General features: G+C 63.3%; 12 protein-coding genes. 4 read left to right on the top strand and 8 right to left on the bottom strand.

The features are described from left to right. Window positions 1–4: 4 nt before the first annotated feature. The 5 genes from N7568_RS00930 to N7568_RS00910 all read right to left on the bottom strand — a co-directional run bounded on the left by N7568_RS00930 (window position 5) and on the right by N7568_RS00910 (window position 8,162). On the bottom strand, window positions 5–988 hold the full coding sequence (locus N7568_RS00930) for a DegV family protein (RefSeq protein ID WP_261608046.1): 984 nt from the start codon (window positions 986–988) through the stop codon (window positions 5–7). Between the two features lie 59 nt (window positions 989–1,047). Then, window positions 1,048–3,576 carry a leucine--tRNA ligase gene (gene leuS / locus N7568_RS00925; protein WP_261608045.1) on the bottom strand — a complete coding sequence of 843 codons (2,529 nt, stop codon included), beginning with the start codon at window positions 3,574–3,576 and terminating at the stop codon, window positions 1,048–1,050. A gap of 292 nt (window positions 3,577–3,868) precedes the next feature. After that, window positions 3,869–5,383, bottom strand: coding sequence for a glycerol kinase GlpK (glpK, locus tag N7568_RS00920; protein WP_261608044.1), 1,515 nt, complete (start codon window positions 5,381–5,383; stop codon window positions 3,869–3,871). Between the two features lie 70 nt (window positions 5,384–5,453). Further along, window positions 5,454–6,206: an MIP/aquaporin family protein gene (locus tag N7568_RS00915; protein ID WP_261608043.1), complete on the bottom strand. Its 753-nt coding sequence runs from the start codon at window positions 6,204–6,206 to the stop codon at window positions 5,454–5,456. A gap of 171 nt (window positions 6,207–6,377) precedes the next feature. Beyond that, window positions 6,378–8,162 carry a glycerol-3-phosphate dehydrogenase/oxidase gene (locus N7568_RS00910; protein WP_261608042.1) on the bottom strand — a complete coding sequence of 595 codons (1,785 nt, stop codon included), beginning with the start codon at window positions 8,160–8,162 and terminating at the stop codon, window positions 6,378–6,380. Window positions 8,163–8,284: 122 nt separating this feature from the next. Between N7568_RS00910 and N7568_RS00905 the strand changes: the two genes are divergently transcribed. Genes N7568_RS00905 through N7568_RS00890 form a run of 4 tightly spaced genes read left to right on the top strand, consistent with a single transcriptional unit; the run spans window position 8,285 to window position 12,188 of the window. Next, complete coding sequence (locus tag N7568_RS00905) at window positions 8,285–9,247, top strand: sugar-binding transcriptional regulator (protein ID WP_261608041.1); 963 nt, start codon at window positions 8,285–8,287, stop codon at window positions 9,245–9,247. Window positions 9,248–9,281: 34 nt separating this feature from the next. Continuing rightward, the gene (locus N7568_RS00900) at window positions 9,282–10,163 is read left to right on the top strand and encodes an aldo/keto reductase (protein ID WP_261608040.1); all 882 of its coding nucleotides are present in this window, start codon (window positions 9,282–9,284) and stop codon (window positions 10,161–10,163) included. 10 nt (window positions 10,164–10,173) lie between these two features. After that, on the top strand, window positions 10,174–11,109 hold the full coding sequence (locus N7568_RS00895) for an alpha/beta fold hydrolase (RefSeq protein WP_261608039.1): 936 nt from the start codon (window positions 10,174–10,176) through the stop codon (window positions 11,107–11,109). Then, complete coding sequence (locus tag N7568_RS00890; RefSeq protein ID WP_261608038.1) at window positions 11,106–12,188, top strand: glycosyltransferase family 4 protein; 1,083 nt, start codon at window positions 11,106–11,108, stop codon at window positions 12,186–12,188. Before N7568_RS00895 ends, N7568_RS00890 begins: the two co-directional genes overlap by 4 nt. 45 nt (window positions 12,189–12,233) lie before the next feature. On the opposite strand, the gene N7568_RS00885 is transcribed toward N7568_RS00890, so the two are convergent. The 3 genes from N7568_RS00885 to coaBC all read right to left on the bottom strand — a co-directional run bounded on the left by N7568_RS00885 (window position 12,234) and on the right by coaBC (window position 17,046). Beyond that, complete coding sequence (locus N7568_RS00885) at window positions 12,234–14,333, bottom strand: primosomal protein N' (RefSeq protein WP_261608037.1); 2,100 nt, start codon at window positions 14,331–14,333, stop codon at window positions 12,234–12,236. A gap of 156 nt (window positions 14,334–14,489) precedes the next feature. Next, a complete protein-coding gene (gene metK / locus N7568_RS00880) occupies window positions 14,490–15,719 on the bottom strand; it encodes a methionine adenosyltransferase (RefSeq protein WP_261608036.1) in 1,230 nt (409 codons plus the stop codon). 76 nt (window positions 15,720–15,795) lie between these two features. Beyond that, the gene (coaBC, locus tag N7568_RS00875) at window positions 15,796–17,046 is read right to left on the bottom strand and encodes a bifunctional phosphopantothenoylcysteine decarboxylase/phosphopantothenate--cysteine ligase CoaBC (RefSeq protein ID WP_261608035.1); all 1,251 of its coding nucleotides are present in this window, start codon (window positions 17,044–17,046) and stop codon (window positions 15,796–15,798) included. Between the last annotated feature and the right edge of the window lie 9 nt (window positions 17,047–17,055).

The raw sequence follows: 17,055 nt of genomic DNA, 5'->3' as shown, positions 1-17,055 counted from the left end.
GGAGTCAGCCTGTGGGTGTGCTGCTCTCCCCCACGATGACTGCAAGGACACCCAAACCCGCATGAGCAGCCAGGACAGCCGGTAGTGCGCTGATCTGGGGCGCCGGACAGTCCGGACACTTTTCGTTCAGGCGGGCTGCCAAGGCTTCTGCTTCGATCTGGTTTCCGAAATGATGGACTGCCAAGCGTTGCTGGCCAGCTGGGCGGGAGGCTACATCCGCTGCAACGATCTCCTCCAAGCGGGCCACGGCACGCACAGCGGAACGGACCTTCTCCAGCGGAACGATTTTGCCGCCGTCGACCGCCAGGATGGGCTTGATGGCGAGGACTGTACCCAACAACGACGCTGCCGCACCGATGCGTCCACCGCGTCTTAGCTGCTCCAGGCTGGGCACGTAAAAGTAGACCTTGGTGCGCTCCATACGCCTCTCGGCGAAGCCGCGAACTTCTGCCGCCTCCTGCCCGTCGGCGGCGGCCACAACAGCGCTTTGGACTCCCATGCCCTGTGCCATACCGACCGTGCGCGAGTCGACGACCTCAACCGGGATGCTGACGCGGGCAGCGGCAAGCCTTGCGGCATCAGCCGTTCCGGAGAGCTCGGAAGAGATGTGAATGGAGACCACGGATTCGAAGCCGTGGCGCTGGGCAGCGAGGTACGCCTGTTCAAACTGCCCGGGCGATGGGCGGGACGTTTTCACCGAAGCACCCGAAGCAAGAGCCAGCGACAACGTTTGGGTGATGTCGTCTTCGCCCTCGCCGTAGATTTCGTTTCCGACCATGACGGGCATGGGGACAACCGCAAGTCGTCCGTCGGCGGTAAAGGCCGACACCCAGTCAGGCGGCAGTGCAGCTGCCGAATCGGTGACGACTGCTGTTTTGACGACGGCGGCCAGCGGCTCGACAACGGATGTAACCGGGGCAGTGGGTTGCCTGAGGCGCGCCACTCTTTCCTTGAGCCATATCCATGCGGGTGGTTCTCGCTCAGGCACGCAACCTCCAAAGATGATGGCTGGCCGCCGGCACAGTGCCGGCGGCCGCACAATCCCTGCTAGGCAGGGACGATGTTCACCAGTTTAGGTGCCCGTACGATCACGGTGCGGATGCCGCGGCCGTCCAGTGCACGCTGGACGTTTTCCGAGGCCATGGCGAGTTCGCGCAACTCGTCTTCCGTGACGTCCGGAGAGACTTCCAGGCGATCGCGAACCTTGCCCTGGACCTGCACCACGGCAGTGACGGTGTCCTGCACCAGCAGCGCTTCGTCGTGCTTCGGCCAGCCAGCGTTGGCCACTGACGCGGGGTGACCCAAAGTGTTCCAGAGGTCTTCCGCGGTGTAGGGAGCGAACAGGCTCAGGATGACCGCAACGGCCTCCACCGCTTCCCGTACAGCCGGATCTGCGGCACCTGCACCCGAATCGATGGTCTTACGGGTGGCGTTGACCAGTTCCATCAGTCGGGCGACCACGACGTTGAACTTGTTGTTGTCAAGGAGGTCAGCGGCGTCGGCGATGGTCTTGTGGGTCACGGTGCGCAGTGCGCGGTCACCGGTAGCCGGGTCTACACCCGGCTCGCTGCTGACGTCCTGGCCGAGCCGCCAAGCACGGGCCAGGAACTTGGCCGAACCCGACGGCGAAACATCCGCCCAGTCGACGTCGTCCTCCGGCGGGGAGGCGAAGACCATGGTGAGACGGACGGCGTCGACGCCAAACTTGTCCAGCTGCTCGCCGAGGTCCACACCGTTGCCCAGGGATTTACTCATGGCCTTGCCGCCGTTGAGCACCTGGCCTTGGTTGAGCAGCGCGGAGAACGGCTCATTGGCTTCGATCAGGCCAATGTCCTTGATGACCTTGGTGAAGAAGCGTGCGTAGAGCAGGTGCAGGATGGCGTGTTCAACGCCGCCAACGTACTGACCCACCGGCATCCAGTTGTTGATCTTTTCGGGATCGAACGGGCCTTCGGTGTACTCGGGCGAGACGAAGCGCAGGAAGTACCAGGAGGAATCCACGAAGGTGTCCATGGTGTCCGTGTCGCGCTGGGCTGCACGGCCACAGTTGGGGCACTCAACGTTGACCCATTCGACGGCGGCGGCCAGCGGAGAGGTCCCCTTCGGAGACAAAGCCTCACCGCGCAGGTTGTCGGGCAGCCTGACGGGCAACTGGTCATCGGGGACTGGCACCTCGCCGCATTCACCGCAGTGGATGATCGGGATGGGTGTGCCCCAGAAGCGCTGGCGGCTCAAGAGCCAGTCGCGCAGCCGGAAGTTCACGAACTTCTCGCCGGTTCCGAGCTTCTCAAGAATGTCAATGGCGGCCGGAATTCCTTCGGACTTGGACAGCCCGTCCAGCTCGCCGGAGTTCTTGAGAGTGCCTTCGCCGGCAGTGGCTACGCCCGTCTCTGCAGGGTCCTCGGCACCGGTTTCCAATACCGCCCGGACGGGCAGGCCGAATGCCTTGGCGAAGTCGAGGTCGCGCTGGTCATGCGCGGGCACGGCCATGATGGCTCCCGTGCCGTAGTCGGCCAGCACGTAGTCAGCAGCCCACACGGGGAGCTTTTCGCCGTTGAGCGGGTTGATGGCGTAACGGCCGGTGAAGACGCCGGTCTTCTCGCGTTCGGTGGACTGCCGCTCGATTTCGGACAGGGCCTTGACCTTCTCACGGTAGGCCATGAGTTCGTCATGCTGTCCCGGCGTGACCAGGTCCAGCGCCAAATGTGCATCTGCTGCGACAACGAAGAACGTTGCGCCGTAGAGGGTGTCCGGACGGGTGGTGAATACGGTGACTTCGCGTTCGGCGCGGTCCTCGGTGGCTTCGATGACGAAACGCACGTGGGCACCTTCGGAGCGGCCGATCCAGTTGCGTTGCATGGCGAGGACGCGCTCGGGCCAGTGACCCTGCAACTGGTCCATGTCTTCAAGCAGACGGTCGGCGTAGTCCGTGATCTTGAAGTACCACTGGTTCAGTGACTTCTTGGTGACAGGCGTGCCGCAGCGCTCACAAGCGCCATTGACGACCTGCTCGTTGGCCAGCACGGTGAGGTCCTTGGGGCACCAGTTGACGGGCGAGTCCTTGCGGTATGCCAGGCCACGCTCGTAGAAGCGCTTGAACAACCACTGGGTCCACCGGTAGTACTCGGGGTCAGAGGTGTGGAGGCGGCGCGACCAGTCGGCAGAGATTGCGTAGCGCTTGAAGGACGCCGCCTGGGTGTCGATGTTCGCGTAGGTCCACTCGCTGGGGTGGGCGTTGCGCTTGATGGCAGCGTTCTCGGCCGGCAGCCCGAAAGAGTCCCAACCGATGGGGTGCAGGACATCGAAGCCCTTCTGGCGCAGGTAGCGTGCCACGACATCGCCCATGGCGAAGGCCTCGGCGTGTCCCATGTGAAGGTCGCCTGACGGGTAGGGGAACATGTCCAGCACGTAGCGGCGCTCCCGCGAACCGTCGTCGGCGGGCGTGAAGACTTTAAGGTCTTCCCAGACCTGCGGCCACTTGGCTTCCATCGCAGCGAAGCTGTAGACGCCCTCTTCGGGCGCTTCGGCTGCGGCTGCTTGTGCTGTTCCGGTCTCTGTCTCCGGCTGAACGCTCACTGCTGCCCTCTTCTGTTCTTCGATGGCGGTTTTGCCTCCTGCTGCGGTCCCGGATACCCCCGGACACACAAAAGCCCCTCAACAATGGAGGGGCGGCCGCACGGCTATTGAAAGCCGAGCGGCTAGCTAAGCAGAAGGATCGCACGCATACCAATACCTTACCCCACCAAACCCATGGGCTTGGTGTAAGACGTCCGTATGCGGCAAGAGGTTCCGGGGACTCCCCGCCATGGTGTGGTGGGCACCGCGAAGCGGGCGGGCGGGAGTCCCCGGAACCTCTGTCAGGAGAAGACTACTTAACGTCCTCGTCGACCCAATCCATGGACTTTGTCACTGCCTTCTTCCAGAGACGCATCTGACGCTCCTGCTCCTCGGCGGGCAGCTGCGGTTCCCAACGCTTGTCTTCGTTCCAGTTGGCGCTCAGTTCACCGAGGTCCTTCCAGAATCCGACCGCCAGGCCAGCGGCGTATGCAGCACCGAGGGCCGTGGTTTCGACGACCTTCGGGCGGACAACGGGTACGCCCAGGATGTCTGCCTGGAATTGCATGAGCGCCTCGTTGGCCACCATGCCGCCGTCGACCTTCAATTCGGTGAGGGGAACACCCGAGTCGGCGTTGACGGCGTCGAGTACCTCGCGGGTCTGGAAGGCCGTGGCCTCCAGCGCTGCGCGGGCGATGTGACCCTTGTTGGCGAAGCGCGTGAGGCCCACGATGGCGCCGCGCGCGTCTGCCCGCCAGTACGGGGCGAACAGGCCGGAGAAGGCAGGGACGATGTACACGCCACCGTTGTCCTCCACCGCTGCGGCCAGTTCCTCGACCTCCGGGGCGGAGCTGATCATGCCCAGGTTGTCGCGGAGCCACTGGATCAACGAGCCCGTGACGGCGATGGAGCCTTCAAGGGCGTAGTGCGGCTTGGCATCGCCCAGCTTGTATCCAAGCGTGGTGAGGAGTCCGTTCTTGGAGTGAACAATTTCCTCGCCCGTGTTGAAGATCAGGAAGCAGCCGGTGCCGTAGGTATTCTTGGCCTCGCCGGCCTGGAAGGCGGCCTGGCCGAAGGTTGCCGCCTGCTGGTCGCCCAAGATGCCGGCTACCGGAGTTTCGCGAAGAAGCTGCGAGGTGTGGACCTGGCCGTAGACCTCGGAGGAGGACTTGATGGCGGGCATCATGGAGGCCGGGACTCCAAAGACATCCAGGATCTCCTGGTCCCACTGCAGTGTCTCGAGGTCCATGAAGAGGGTGCGGGAAGCGTTGGTGACATCCGTGACGTGCACGCCGCCGTCCACACCGCCGGTCAGGTTCCACAGAACCCATGCATCGGTGTTGCCGAACAGGAGGTCGCCGGCTTCCGCACGCTCGCGGGCTCCTTCGACGTTGTCCAGGATCCACTTGATCTTGGTGCCCGAGAAGTAGGTGGCCAGCGGCAGGCCTACCTTCTGTTTGAAGCGTTCGAGCCCGCCGTCCTGCGCCAATTGGTCCACGATCGGCTGGGTGCGGGTGTCCTGCCAGACGATCGCGTTGTAGACAGCCTCACCGGTGTTTTTGTCCCAAACGACTGCAGTTTCGCGCTGGTTGGTAATTCCGACGGCGGCGATGTCGTGCCGGGTCAGGTTCGCCTTGGACAGGGCGGAGGCAATGACTTCCCGGGTGTTGTTCCAGATTTCGGCGGGGTTGTGCTCAACCCAGCCAGCCTGCGGGAAGATCTGCTCGTGTTCCATCTGCCCGGTGGAGACGATGTTGCCGGAGTGGTCGAACACGATGGCGCGGGAGCTGGTGGTGCCCTGATCGATGGCGATGACGTATTGGTTCATGGTGACGTCCTTGTCTGAAGTTGTTGTCTACGTTCGGGTGTTTACGGTGTGCGGGTGGGTAGGTGCAGGACTAGCCGGCGAGTGCGGGCATGATGTCCGGAACCCAGATGGCCACGAGGCCTGCGAGGGCGCCGCCAACCAGCGGGCCGACGACCGGGATCCAGGAGTAGGCCCAGTCGCTGGAGCCCTTGCCCTTGATGGGGAGGACGGCGTGTGCGATGCGCGGGCCGAGGTCACGTGCAGGGTTGATGGCGTAGCCGGTGGGGCCACCGAGGGATACACCGATACCGACAACGAGCAAGGCAACTGCCAGCGGGCCGAGGCCGGAAGGGGTGCCGCCGAAGGTCAGGATGACGAAGACCAGGACGAACGTGCCGATGATTTCGGTGATGAGGTTCCACGGGGTGGAACGGATGGCGGGGCCGGTGGAGAAGGTGCCCAGCTTGTTGGCTGCCAGGGGCTCCTCATCGAAGTGCTGCTTGTAAGCGAGCCAGCAGACAACGGCACCCAGGAAGGCGCCGAGCAGTTCGCCGCCGAAGTACGTCAGTGTTGACCCGAAGGTGACTGCAACGTCCGGGGCGTATTCGCCTTTCCCGTTGACCAGCAAACCCAGGGTGACAGCTGGGTTCAGGTGCGCACCGGACTTTGCGGCCACGAAAACGCCCGCGAAGACCGCAATACCCCAGCCCCACGTCACCATCAAGAATCCACCGTTGTTGCCCTTGGTGCCTTTGAGCGCAACGTTTGCCACGACGCCACAACCCAGTAGGGTCAGCATCATGGTTCCGAATACTTCGGAAAGGAAAACAATTCCAAGAGACATCTTTGACTCCTCATTTTTCTGTTGTCAGCCCCCTCGCGGGTGAAGAGGCTGTTGGGACGGTTCCGTTGTCTCCGGAACCGTCCCGGTGTGGTGGTCCCCTGACGGGCCCACCTACCCCATTCCGTCCCTACCGCACGCTGGGACGGTCAAGCTGTTTTCCGCTGCGTGGTGTCAGGCTACGAGACTGTGCACGTCAACCTTGTGGAACCGCTGCAGTACTTCCTGGGCGTGGCGGACCTCTGCTTCGCGGGCAGCAGCATCCCAACCGAGCGGTTCGGCCAGTACTGAGGCCATCTCGTTCAGCAGCTCGCCGGTAACCAGGCCACGGAAGGCGAGCGACGTCCTGCGGATGAGGACATCCACCAGGTGCCCGATCTGCTCGTGCTCGGCCATGAAGGCCAGCTCACGGACACTCAGTTCGCGGGTGGAACGCAGCGGCGCGTCGTGTCCGGCATTGAGGTACTCGATGACGGCGTCTGCGCGCGTTCCGTACCGGGTAAGCAGGACGGCTACGCGGTCAGCATCGAGGCCCGGCCCCATGTGCTTCTTGATCCATTCCTGTTCTCCCTGTTCGGTGGACGGGAAGCCGGCGCCGCCGCCGATGGCGAGTTTCGCCGTCGAGACTTTGCGTTCCATGCCGAGTTCGCGGAGAACGTCGTTGGTCATGTGTTCGGCCAGCGCGCGGAACGTTGTCCACTTGCCGCCCACCAGGCTGAGTACGACGGCGGCCTTACCGCCTGGGGTTGTGACGGCGTCGCTGCCGGTGCGGACGCTGCGTTCGATGCGGTAGTCACGTGAGACGAAACCGGGCTGGGTTTCGTCGTGGCGCGGCAACGGGCGGACACCGGCAAAGCTGTAGACGATCTGCTCGCGGCCAACCTTGATGGTAGGGAACACGTGTCCGACGAGGTCGAAGAAGTAGTCGATCTCTTCGTCCGTGCACACGGCGTCTTCGGACATATCCGCGTCCACGTCCGTGGTTCCGACCAGCACGCGGTCACCCATGGGGTAGATCAGGACGATGCGGCCGTCTGTGTGCTCGAAGAAGATTTCCCTGCCGTTGCAGGCAGCGAGGAGTTCCGGGTGGTCCAGGACGATGTGGGACCCCTTGGTACCGCCCATGAACTTGCTGACGGCACCCATGGCCTGGTTGGTGAGGTCAACCCAGGCTCCGGTGGTGTTGACGATGACATCTGCCTGGAATTCGAATTCCTTGCCGGTCAGTTCATCGCGGAGGAGTACCCCGTCGGCACCCATGGAGACGAGGGAGACGTAGTTGCTGGCGCGGGCGCTTCCACCGGGAAGTCCGCCGCCACGGCCCGCCTTCTCGCCGTCCTGCAGGACGTCGAGGGTCAAGCGCTCCGGATTGTGGACGGAGGCATCGAAGTAGGTTGCTGCGTACTTGATTCCGGAGTTCAGTTTGGGAAGCTCGGCAAGGGCCTTGGTCCGGCCACGGAACTGGTGGCGCGGAACGCTGCCGCCGTCACGGGAGAAGAAGTCGTACATGCTCAAGCCGACCTTGATGAGGAAGGCGCCACGCTCCTTGGGCTTGCCCTGCTTGTGGGTAAGGAAGCGCATGGGCGCGGAGAGGATGCCGGAGAACGTGCTGTAGATCGGGATGGTGGTCTGAAGAGGCTTGACGTAGTGCGGTGCGATGCGCAGGAGCCGGTTGCGCTCAACCACTGATTCCTGGACCAGCCGGAATTCGCCGTTTTCAAGGTAGCGGATGCCACCGTGGATCATGTGGGAGGAGGCACCGCTGGCGCCCTGGCAGTAGTCACCGCGTTCAACGAGCGCAACGTCGACGCCCTGGAGAGCCAGGTCGCGGAACGTTCCCACACCATTGATGCCGCCGCCGATGATGAGTACCTTCGCAGAGGGCCTCTCCTGCAGTGCAACGACGGAGTCGCGCTGCTGTGCGTGCTGTGAGGTACCGGAAATCCTGTTGTGTCCCAAAACTGCTCCCTTGGGCTTGGTTCGTGCGCCGCGCCACTCGCTGCTGCACCGTTCACCACTAATCTGGCGAAGGTGGAAAATGGAGTCAAGCTATTTGCACAAACGTGCAGTAAGGAAATGAGATGGCACGATCACGTCACTCGGATGCGCTCCGGGCTGCACAGATGTATTACCTGCAGGACCTGACCATGGATGCGATAGCCCGCGAGTTGCGGACCTCCCGATCCACGGTGTCCCGGCTGCTGTCCTCAGCCCGGGAAACAGGCTTGGTGCAGGTCCAGATTCGAAGCCCGTTTGAGACCGGGCCTGAGCTGGAGAGCCAGATCCGGAACCAGTACGGCGTGGACGTCCACGTCGTACCGGTCCTGGACACGCTCAACGAAGCCGAGACCCTGGACCGCGTGGCCATGCAGGCCGCGCGAACCATAGGACCCCTGGTGGACTCCAACGCCATCATCGGCGTGGCGTGGGGTGCAACACTCAGCGCCGTCAGTCGACACCTCACCAGGAAGGTGACCCATGACAGCATTGTGGTTCAACTCAACGGCGCCGGAAACATGCAGACCACCGGCATTACCTATGCCAGCGACATCATGCGACGTTTCGGCAGCGCGTATGGAGCACGGGTGGAGCAGTTCCCCGTTCCAGCGTTCTTTGACCACGCCTCCACCAAAACGGCGATGTGGAATGAGCGCAGCGTGCAACGCATCCTTGATCTACAGGCCCGCATGAGCATCGCCATTTTCGGTGTCGGATCTGTCGATTCGGACTACCCGAGCCACGTGTACGCCGGCGGTTACCTCGATGAAATGGACCTCAACAAGCTGGCCGCCGATGACGTGGTGGGCGACGTCGCCACGGTCTTTTTCCGGAGCGATGGATCCTCGGACGGCATCACCTTGAACGAGAGGTCCACGGGCCCGAGCCATGAGCAGCTCAGGCAAGTCAGGCGACGGATTTGCGTGGTGTCCGGTGCGTCCAAGATCAACGGGTTGCAGGGAGCGCTGGCAGCGGGGTTGGCCACCGACCTTATCCTCGACGAAGCATCGGCCAGGCGACTTGTGAGTTTCAATGGCCACGCCTGAAGCATTCGTGCAAGGAATGGGTAGAGTCTTTGCTATGAGATCCCCTGCCCGGCAGACATTGAACAACGGCGTACAGATGGAACGCCTGGGATACGGACTCTACAAAGTTCCGCCCAAAGACGCAGAAGCCTTGGTGGCCACCGCTTTGGGCGAGGGCTACCGGCGTTTCGATACGGCCGCGATGTACGGCAACGAAACAGGGCTTGGCCGCGCTCTGGGCGGCGCCATTGGGGATGCCTCGGAGGCCAACAGGAGTACCGGCGGCTCTGGCGAGTCGGTGCACGCACTCGCACGAGAGGACCTCTTCGTCACCACCAAGGTTTGGAACGACGATCAGGGCTACGATGCCACCCTCCGCGCATTCGACACATCCATCTCGAACCTTGGCCTCGACTACGTGGACCTCTACCTCATCCATTGGCCGTGCGCCGGCCGTGGCCTGTTTACCGAAACCTACAAGGCCATGGAGACGCTCTACCGCGAAGGCAAGGTGCGGGCGATCGGGGTTTCCAATTTCCAGCCCGGGCACCTTGAAGAACTCATGCAGAAAGCCGAAGTTGTCCCCGCCGTAAACCAAATCGAGTTGCACCCTTGGTTGCAACAAACCAGGTTGCGGACATTCCATGAACAGCTCGGAATCCGCACCGAGGCGTGGAGCCCCCTTGGGCGCGGGCAGGTCCTGGCTGATCCCGCCATCGTGTCGCTCGCTGGGAAGCATGGACGGACTCCCGCCCAGGTCATTATTCGATGGCATCTTCAGCTGGGAAACCTGGTCATCCCGAAAGCAAGCTCGGCTGGGCGCATCAAGGAGAACTTTGAGGTGTTCGATTTTGAATTGGACGCCGAAGACATGGACGGCATAACCGGGCTTGAACGCCACCACAGAACCGGTTCCCACCCGGACAACGTGAACTAGGAACGGCTGAATGGAAAAAGTGGAAACAGCGAACGGCCCGCAGGCCCCGAGCGAATTCTTCAGCACATCCTTGGCGCGGCGCACGCATGCCTCGGATGTGGACGTGGACGGCAGCAACGTGGCGTACTGGACGTACGAACCAGTCACCGTCACCCCATTGACCCGCACCATCCTTGTCATCCACGGCTTCAGGGGCGATCACCACGGCCTGCTCCGCGTGGCAGACCAGCTTCCGGAGATGCGGATCATCATGCCGGATTTGCCTGCTTTCGGGAGCTCGGAACCCTTCGTTGCGGATGAACACAGCGTTGAACGCTACGGCAAGTTCATCACCGGATTCATGGGGGCGCTCGGCCTCGGCCCCAGGACTGTCCTCCTGGGCCATTCCTTCGGTTCGATCGTTGCCAGCCACTTTGCCGCCGCACATCCAGGTGCCATCTATCCGCTGATCCTGATCAACCCCATCGCTGCCCCCGCGCTGGAGGGGCCCAAGGGCATCATGACCAAGCTTGCAGTGCTGTACTACCAGGCGTCCGCCAAGCTTCCCCGCCGCGTGGGCCTCGCGGTCCTGCGGAACCGTGCGATCGTCCGGGTCATGAGCATCACCATGGCAAAAACCAAGGACAAGGCTCTGCGCCGCTTCATCCATGGCCAGCACGATGCCTACTTCAGCGCGTTCTCCGACCGGAAGAGCCTGCTTGAATCCTTCAAAGCCTCGGTCTCCGGTAACGTGGCCGAGGTCGCCGAACAATTGACTCTCCCTGTGCTCCTGGTCGCCGGTGAAAAAGATGAGATTGCCACTCTTCCCAACCAGCACAAACTCATGGAGCGCCTGCCTGACGCAAAGCTGGAAGTGATTCCCGGCGTCGGGCACTTGATCCATTACGAAACGCCGGAACCGGCCGCAGCAGCCATTCGCACCTTCCTGGAGGAACACCCCGCGTGAAAATTGTCATCGACGCCCGCTTTACCAGGACGGACCACCACGATGGCATCAGCCGCTACGGTTCAAGCCTCATAGCCGCAACTTCGAAGATCGCCGACGTCACCATGCTGATCAGCGACAAGCGCCAGTTGGCCCTGCTCCCCGACGTCCCGTATGTGATGGTCAACAGCCCCTTGTCCCCGCTGGAGCTGTTCGTCGCCCGCAAGGTCAACCCCCTTGGTGCCGACGTTGTGGTGTGTCCCATGCAGACCATGGGAACCGTTGGCCGGCGATACGGACTGATCCTGACCCTCCACGACCTCATCTACTATGAGCACCCCACTCCCCCGGGCTTCCTCCCCGCACCCGTGCGCCTGCTGTGGCGGCTGTACCACAAGGCGTTCTGGCCGCAGCGAGTCTTGCTGAACCGCGCCGACATCGTGGCTACCATCAGCAGAACCACGGAAGCGTTGATGGCGAAATACCAGCTGACCAAACGGCCCGTGAGAATCGTCGGTAACGCACCGCAGCCCGGGCAGTCGCCGCGGGATCCTGCTGCCGGCGCCGCCAGGACACTCCTGTATATGGGCTCGTTCATGCCTTACAAAAATGTCGAGACCATGATCCGCGGCATGGCCGGGCTGCAGGACTACACCTTGCATCTCCTCAGCAGGATCACACCGCAGCGTCAAGCGGAGTTGGAGGCTATGGTTCCTGAAGGAGCCAAAGTCGAGTTCCACAACGGCGTCACTGACGCCCAATACGACGAACTCCTGCTCAGGGCAACTGCGCTGATCAGCCTTTCCCGGGCTGAAGGATATGGGCTGCCACTGGTGGAAGCCATGGCCCTTGGGACCCCCGTGATTGCCAGCGACATCCCGATCTTCCGCGAAGTGGGCGGAGACGCCGTGAGCTACGTAGACCCGGAGTCACCCACGGACTTCGCCGCAGCGGTCACCGCCCTGGGCAACCAGACGCTTTGGCAGCAGCGCTCCCGCAGGTCAGTGGAACGCGCTTCGGAGTTCAACTGGGACGAGTCGGCGCGGCAGCTTCTTGCTGCTGCCGCGGAAGTGGTGGCCTTTCGTCAACGTAAGGCCTAGACCCAAGATGGAGGCCTGGCCCCGGGCTGGAGGCCTGTTTACGGGCTAGAGGACGTCCACGCCGTCCAGGCGTAGCTGCACCGGCCCAGACGTGCGCTTGGCAGCACTCGCGGCCTTCACAGCGCGCATGGCACGCGTGGTTTCCGCGGCCTCGGCATACGGGATGAAGTAGAGCATCCTGACGTCCGCGTCCGCCTCGCCGGTGGTCCCTTGGGATGCGCCGGAGAACAGCTGCACCGGAGCTGGCCCCGCACTGCGGAGCTTGGTGCCCGGGGCACGCGCAGCGCTGGCCTCGAACGCATCTGCAAAGTGTCCGACGTCGGCCCTTGAGCCGGTCACGGAAGCCACCCTCACCGCCGGGGGCAGCTGAAGTTCCTTCCGCAATGCCAGCTCCCGCGACGCATAACCCGGGGCGTCCCACCGCAACAATGCTCCCGTGGCCGCAGTATCATCCGCAGTGATCACTACCAGGCCGCCTTGGCGGGCCGGTTTCACGAGGGAAGCAGCATTGAACCAGCGGCGGACGGTGTCCTCCCCCGCCCGCAGGTTTTCCCGCCGGAGCAGTGAATTTCCGTCCAACAGCAAAGCTGCCGCATAGCCGTTGGGAGCCACGGGCTCTGCTCCGACCGTTGCTACCACCAAGGCAGGAACATCAGGCACCGTGGCTTTGATGTGCTCACCGGAGGAGGTCACCACCGCTTTGCCCGGGAAGGCCCGGCCCAGTTCCTCGGCAGTCCTCATGACTCCTGCTGCTCCCCTGCGAAGCCGGGTGCCGCTGCAGTGGTTGCAGCGCCACTGTGGGGCGGGCGTCGAGCACCAGCGGCATGCCGGCATCGCCGAACTGCTGGAGACCGCCAGCGGCCCCTGGCACGCATTGCAGCGCGCCAGTTCACGGCACGACTCGCACACCAGCGACGGCGCATATCCGGCGCGGGCCACCTGCACCAGTACCGGGCCGCGCTCAAGGCCTTCTTTAGCCGCACGCCACGCCGCACCGGGCAAACGGGCAATCCGGGCGAGGGGGTCGCGTTCCTGTTCGAAGCTGTCAGCCGTGTTGAGTACCCGGGGCACAGTGGACCGGACAGTAGTTCGCGGCGCCTCGATAGGCACCGCCCACTGGACTTCGACGAGCCGCTGAAGCTCGCTGCTGCGGCTATGGGATGCCATGAGGCACGCGGCGTTCTCCTGCTCGGCTCGCAGGAGCAGGACCTCCCTCGCGTGGGCGTAAGGAGCCCTCTGTTCGATGTGGAGGTCGTCGCCGTCATCCCAGCACACCACCAGCCCCAGATCCCGGACCGGCGCATAGGCCGCTGAACGGGTACCGATGGCAACCCCTGCCGATCCGCTCAGCAGACGCAGGAAGTTCCGGTACCGGGGAGTCTGGCCATCATCCGCGGCGAGCCGTGCCACATCGGAAGATGGCAGGACCTTGGCAAGCGCGGCCTCCAACTGCTCAAGATCCCGGTAGTCCGGCACCACCACCACCGCGCCTCGCCCAGAGGAACGGACTGTGGCAACAGCCGATGCGATGAGGGCCGGCCAACCTTCAGGGCCGAAGCCCTGAAGGGCCGTGAGGACGGCCTTGGGCGCGCCGCCGCTGGCGAGGTGCTGCAGATATGCCGCCCCGTTGGAATACGAAGCCCAGGCTTGGGCATCCGTGTCCGGCTTCAGGTCCACAGCGGCGGCTTCCAAGTCTCCGGCCAGAAGCTCCTTCTCCACTTTGGCCACACGAGGAGGAACGGCCGTACGTAGGACATCGCTAAGCGTCCCGGCGTACCTTGCAGCGACCGCACCGGCAAGCTCAGCAATGGCCGGAGTCAGCACAGCAACCGGGGACACCACCTTGTGCAGGACCGTCAGCGGGTGCGCTGCATCCGAGAATTCACGCCGCTCGATGACATAGCCGTTCAATTCCTGTCCATTGAACTTGACCTTCACGCGGACCCCGGGAGCAGCCGAATCAGCCAGCTCGGCAGGAACGCTGTAGTCGAAAGGCCTGTCCAAGTGTGGCAGGGATGACTCCAGGACGACGCGGGCAACGGGATTTTCAGCCGCCAAGGGAGGCCCGTTGACGGGCAGGCGGTCCGGAAAGCCTTGCAGCAGCGACGGTTGAAGCAACGACGGCTGGGCCTCGTGTCCTGCCATGTACTTCACCTCCACCTATCGCTCGGAAAACCACCGCATACCAGCAACGCAGAATGCCCGCAGCGGGATTGACCCGCTGCGGGCATCTCTCTGGCTCCAGCCAATCACGGACCACCGACAAAACAACATCAGCGGACCGGTCGGCAAGGACAAAAATCAGGCGTTGAAGTATTCCTTCAGGTCATCAACCCGGTCCAGGCGTTCCCACGTGAAGTCCGGATCGTCGCGGCCGAAGTGGCCGTGGGCCGCCGTCTTGCTGTAGATGGGCCGCTTGAGGTCCAATGAGTCGATGATTGCGCGGGGACGGAGGTCGAAGAGTTCGTCGATGGCTTCGCTGATGCGGGCCGGGTCAACCGTTTCCGTGCCGAAGGTCTCAACGTACGTTCCGACAGGGCGTGCCTGCCCGATCGCGTAAGCGATCTGGATCTCGGCGCGCTTTGCCAGCCCGGCAGCCACCACGTTCTTGGCGACCCACCGCATGGCGTAAGCCGCAGAACGGTCCACCTTGGACGGGTCCTTGCCGGAGAACGCTCCACCACCGTGACGGGAGAATCCGCCGTAAGTGTCCACGATGATCTTGCGGCCGGTGAGGCCGGCGTCGCCTACCGGGCCGCCGATGACGAACGCGCCGGCAGGGTTCAGGATGTTGGCCGTGCGCGCGATGTCCAGGTTGGACGCCGAGAGGACGGGGTCGATCACGTAGCTGGCCAGGTCAGCTCGAAGCTGCTCAAGGCTTGCCTCTTCCGCGTGTTGGCTGGAGATGACCACCGTTTCAACGGAAACCGGCCGGTCGCCGTCGTACCCTACGGTCACCTGGGTCTTGCCGTCCGGGCGAAGGTAAGCCAACTCGCCGTTCTTGCGGACCTCGGTGAGCCGTTCCGACAAGCGGTGGGCAAGCCAGATCGGAGTAGGCATGTACGACGCCGTCTCATCGCTGGCGTAGCCGAACATGATGCCTTGGTCGCCTGCGCCCTGGAGGTCGTAGTCATCCTCCTGGCGGCCTTCGCGGGCCTCCAGTGAGTTGAAAACTCCACCAGCGATGTCGTTGGACTGCTGGCCGATGGACACCGAGACACCACAACGGGCGCCGTCGAAGCCGTTGGCTGAAGAGTCGTATCCAATGCCGAGGATGGTCTCGCGGACAATCTGCGGAATCTCAACGTAGGCGTCGGTTGTGACCTCACCAGCCACGTGCACCAGGCCGGTGGTGGCCATGGTTTCAACGGCCACACGGGACTCAGGATCAGCAGCCAGCAGCGCGTCAAGGATGGCGTCGCTGATTTGGTCGCAGATTTTGTCCGGGTGCCCTTCGGTGACCGACTCTGAGGTGAAGAGCCGGAGCTTGGACGGGGTGCCATGGTGTTCATGGTGCAGCGGTAAAGTCACTCGACCACCTTACTGGGTTGCGGGATGGCGGCATCTGCCGTGTGTCCCTTTGCTAAGAATTCGGGTGTGGGCCTGGTTACAAGGCCGGAAAGACGCGCGTGAGCTCAGCGCCCACCCGGTCCACGACCACGGCCGCGACGTCAGCCTTGGAACCGGCGGCAGATTGAGGTTCGGCGCCGTGCCCGGACAGGATGACCACGGAATTGTCGTCCTGGCCGAAGACGCGGCCGATACCCACCTGATTGACCACCAGGAGATCGCAGCCCTTGCGTTTGAGTTTGGCAGTGGCATGTTGCAGGACATCGCCTTGCGCGTCGCCAGTCTCGGCCGCGAAACCAACAATCAGTTGCTGGCCGCCCTCGGCGTTGCGCCGCTCAACCAGCTCATGGAGGATGTCCGGGTTCCGGACCAGCCGCACCACAGGTGCGTCCTCGCCGTCGACCTTTTTGATCTTGGTATCCGAAACATCTGCCGGACGGAAATCCGCGACGGCAGCGGCCATAATGACGACGTCGGAATCAACTGCCGCTTTCAGCGCTGCTTCGCGCAATTCCAAGGCAGACTCAACGCGGACAAGCTCGACGCCGGCAGGCGGCTCGACGTCCATATGCGCAGCGAGGAAACGGACCGTGGCTCCGGCCGCCAACGCAGCAGCAGCCAACGCTGCGCCTTGCTTGCCGGACGAACGGTTACCGAGGAAGCGGACAGGATCGAGGGCTTCCCTGGTTCCGCCGGCCGAAATCGTGACAACACGGCCCGCCAGTGGCTGCTCCGTGGCAGGAGAAGCTTTCGCCCCGTCCGCAGCATTGACCAGAGCCATGGCAGCCGCGAAAATGGCTTCCGGCTCCGGCAGGCGGCCCGGTCCCGAGTCAGCCCCCGTGAGTCGCCCGGAAGCAGGCTCCAGGACTGTCACACCGCGACTGCGCAATGTTTCCACATTCGCCTGCGTGGCGGCGTGCTGCCACATCTCCGTGTGCATGGCGGGCGCGAAAAGCACCGGTCCGTGAGCCATGAGAAGTGTGTTGGTGAGGAGGTCGCCCGCTTGTCCGGTCGCGGCTTTGGCCAAGAGGTCGGCCGTGGCGGGAGCAACCACGATCAGGTCAGCTTCGTGTCCTAAACGGACATGGTTGACCTTCTCGACGTCGTCGAAGACGCTGTTGCTGACGGGGTTGCCGGAGAGGGCCTCCCACGTAGCCACTCCGACAAATCGGGTAGCGGCCTCCGTGGGAATGACCGTCACCTTGTGACCGGCTTCAGTAAAAAGCCGGAGGAGCGATGCAACCTTGTAGGCTGCGATCCCTCCCCCGACTCCGAGGACTATGCGCACGTGACCTCC

Source organism: Paenarthrobacter aurescens (assembly GCF_025421775.1).
Lineage (GTDB): Bacteria > Actinomycetota > Actinomycetes > Actinomycetales > Micrococcaceae > Arthrobacter > Arthrobacter aurescens_B.
Note: the sequence above shows the minus strand (reverse complement) of the source record. Positions and strands in the feature narration are given on the sequence as shown.

Excerpts from the sequence above, each read along its gene's own strand:
- glpK (WP_261608044.1), bottom strand. The coding sequence starts at position 5,383 with ATGAACCAATACGTCATCGCCATCGATCAGGGCACCACCAGCTCCCGC.
- N7568_RS00915 (WP_261608043.1), bottom strand. The coding sequence starts at position 6,206 with ATGTCTCTTGGAATTGTTTTCCTTTCCGAAGTATTCGGAACCATGATG.
- N7568_RS00905 (WP_261608041.1), top strand. The coding sequence starts at position 8,285 with ATGGCACGATCACGTCACTCGGATGCGCTCCGGGCTGCACAGATGTAT.
- N7568_RS00900 (WP_261608040.1), top strand. The coding sequence starts at position 9,282 with ATGAGATCCCCTGCCCGGCAGACATTGAACAACGGCGTACAGATGGAA.
- N7568_RS00895 (WP_261608039.1), top strand. The coding sequence starts at position 10,174 with ATGGAAAAAGTGGAAACAGCGAACGGCCCGCAGGCCCCGAGCGAATTC.
- N7568_RS00885 (WP_261608037.1), bottom strand. The coding sequence starts at position 14,333 with ATGGCAGGACACGAGGCCCAGCCGTCGTTGCTTCAACCGTCGCTGCTG.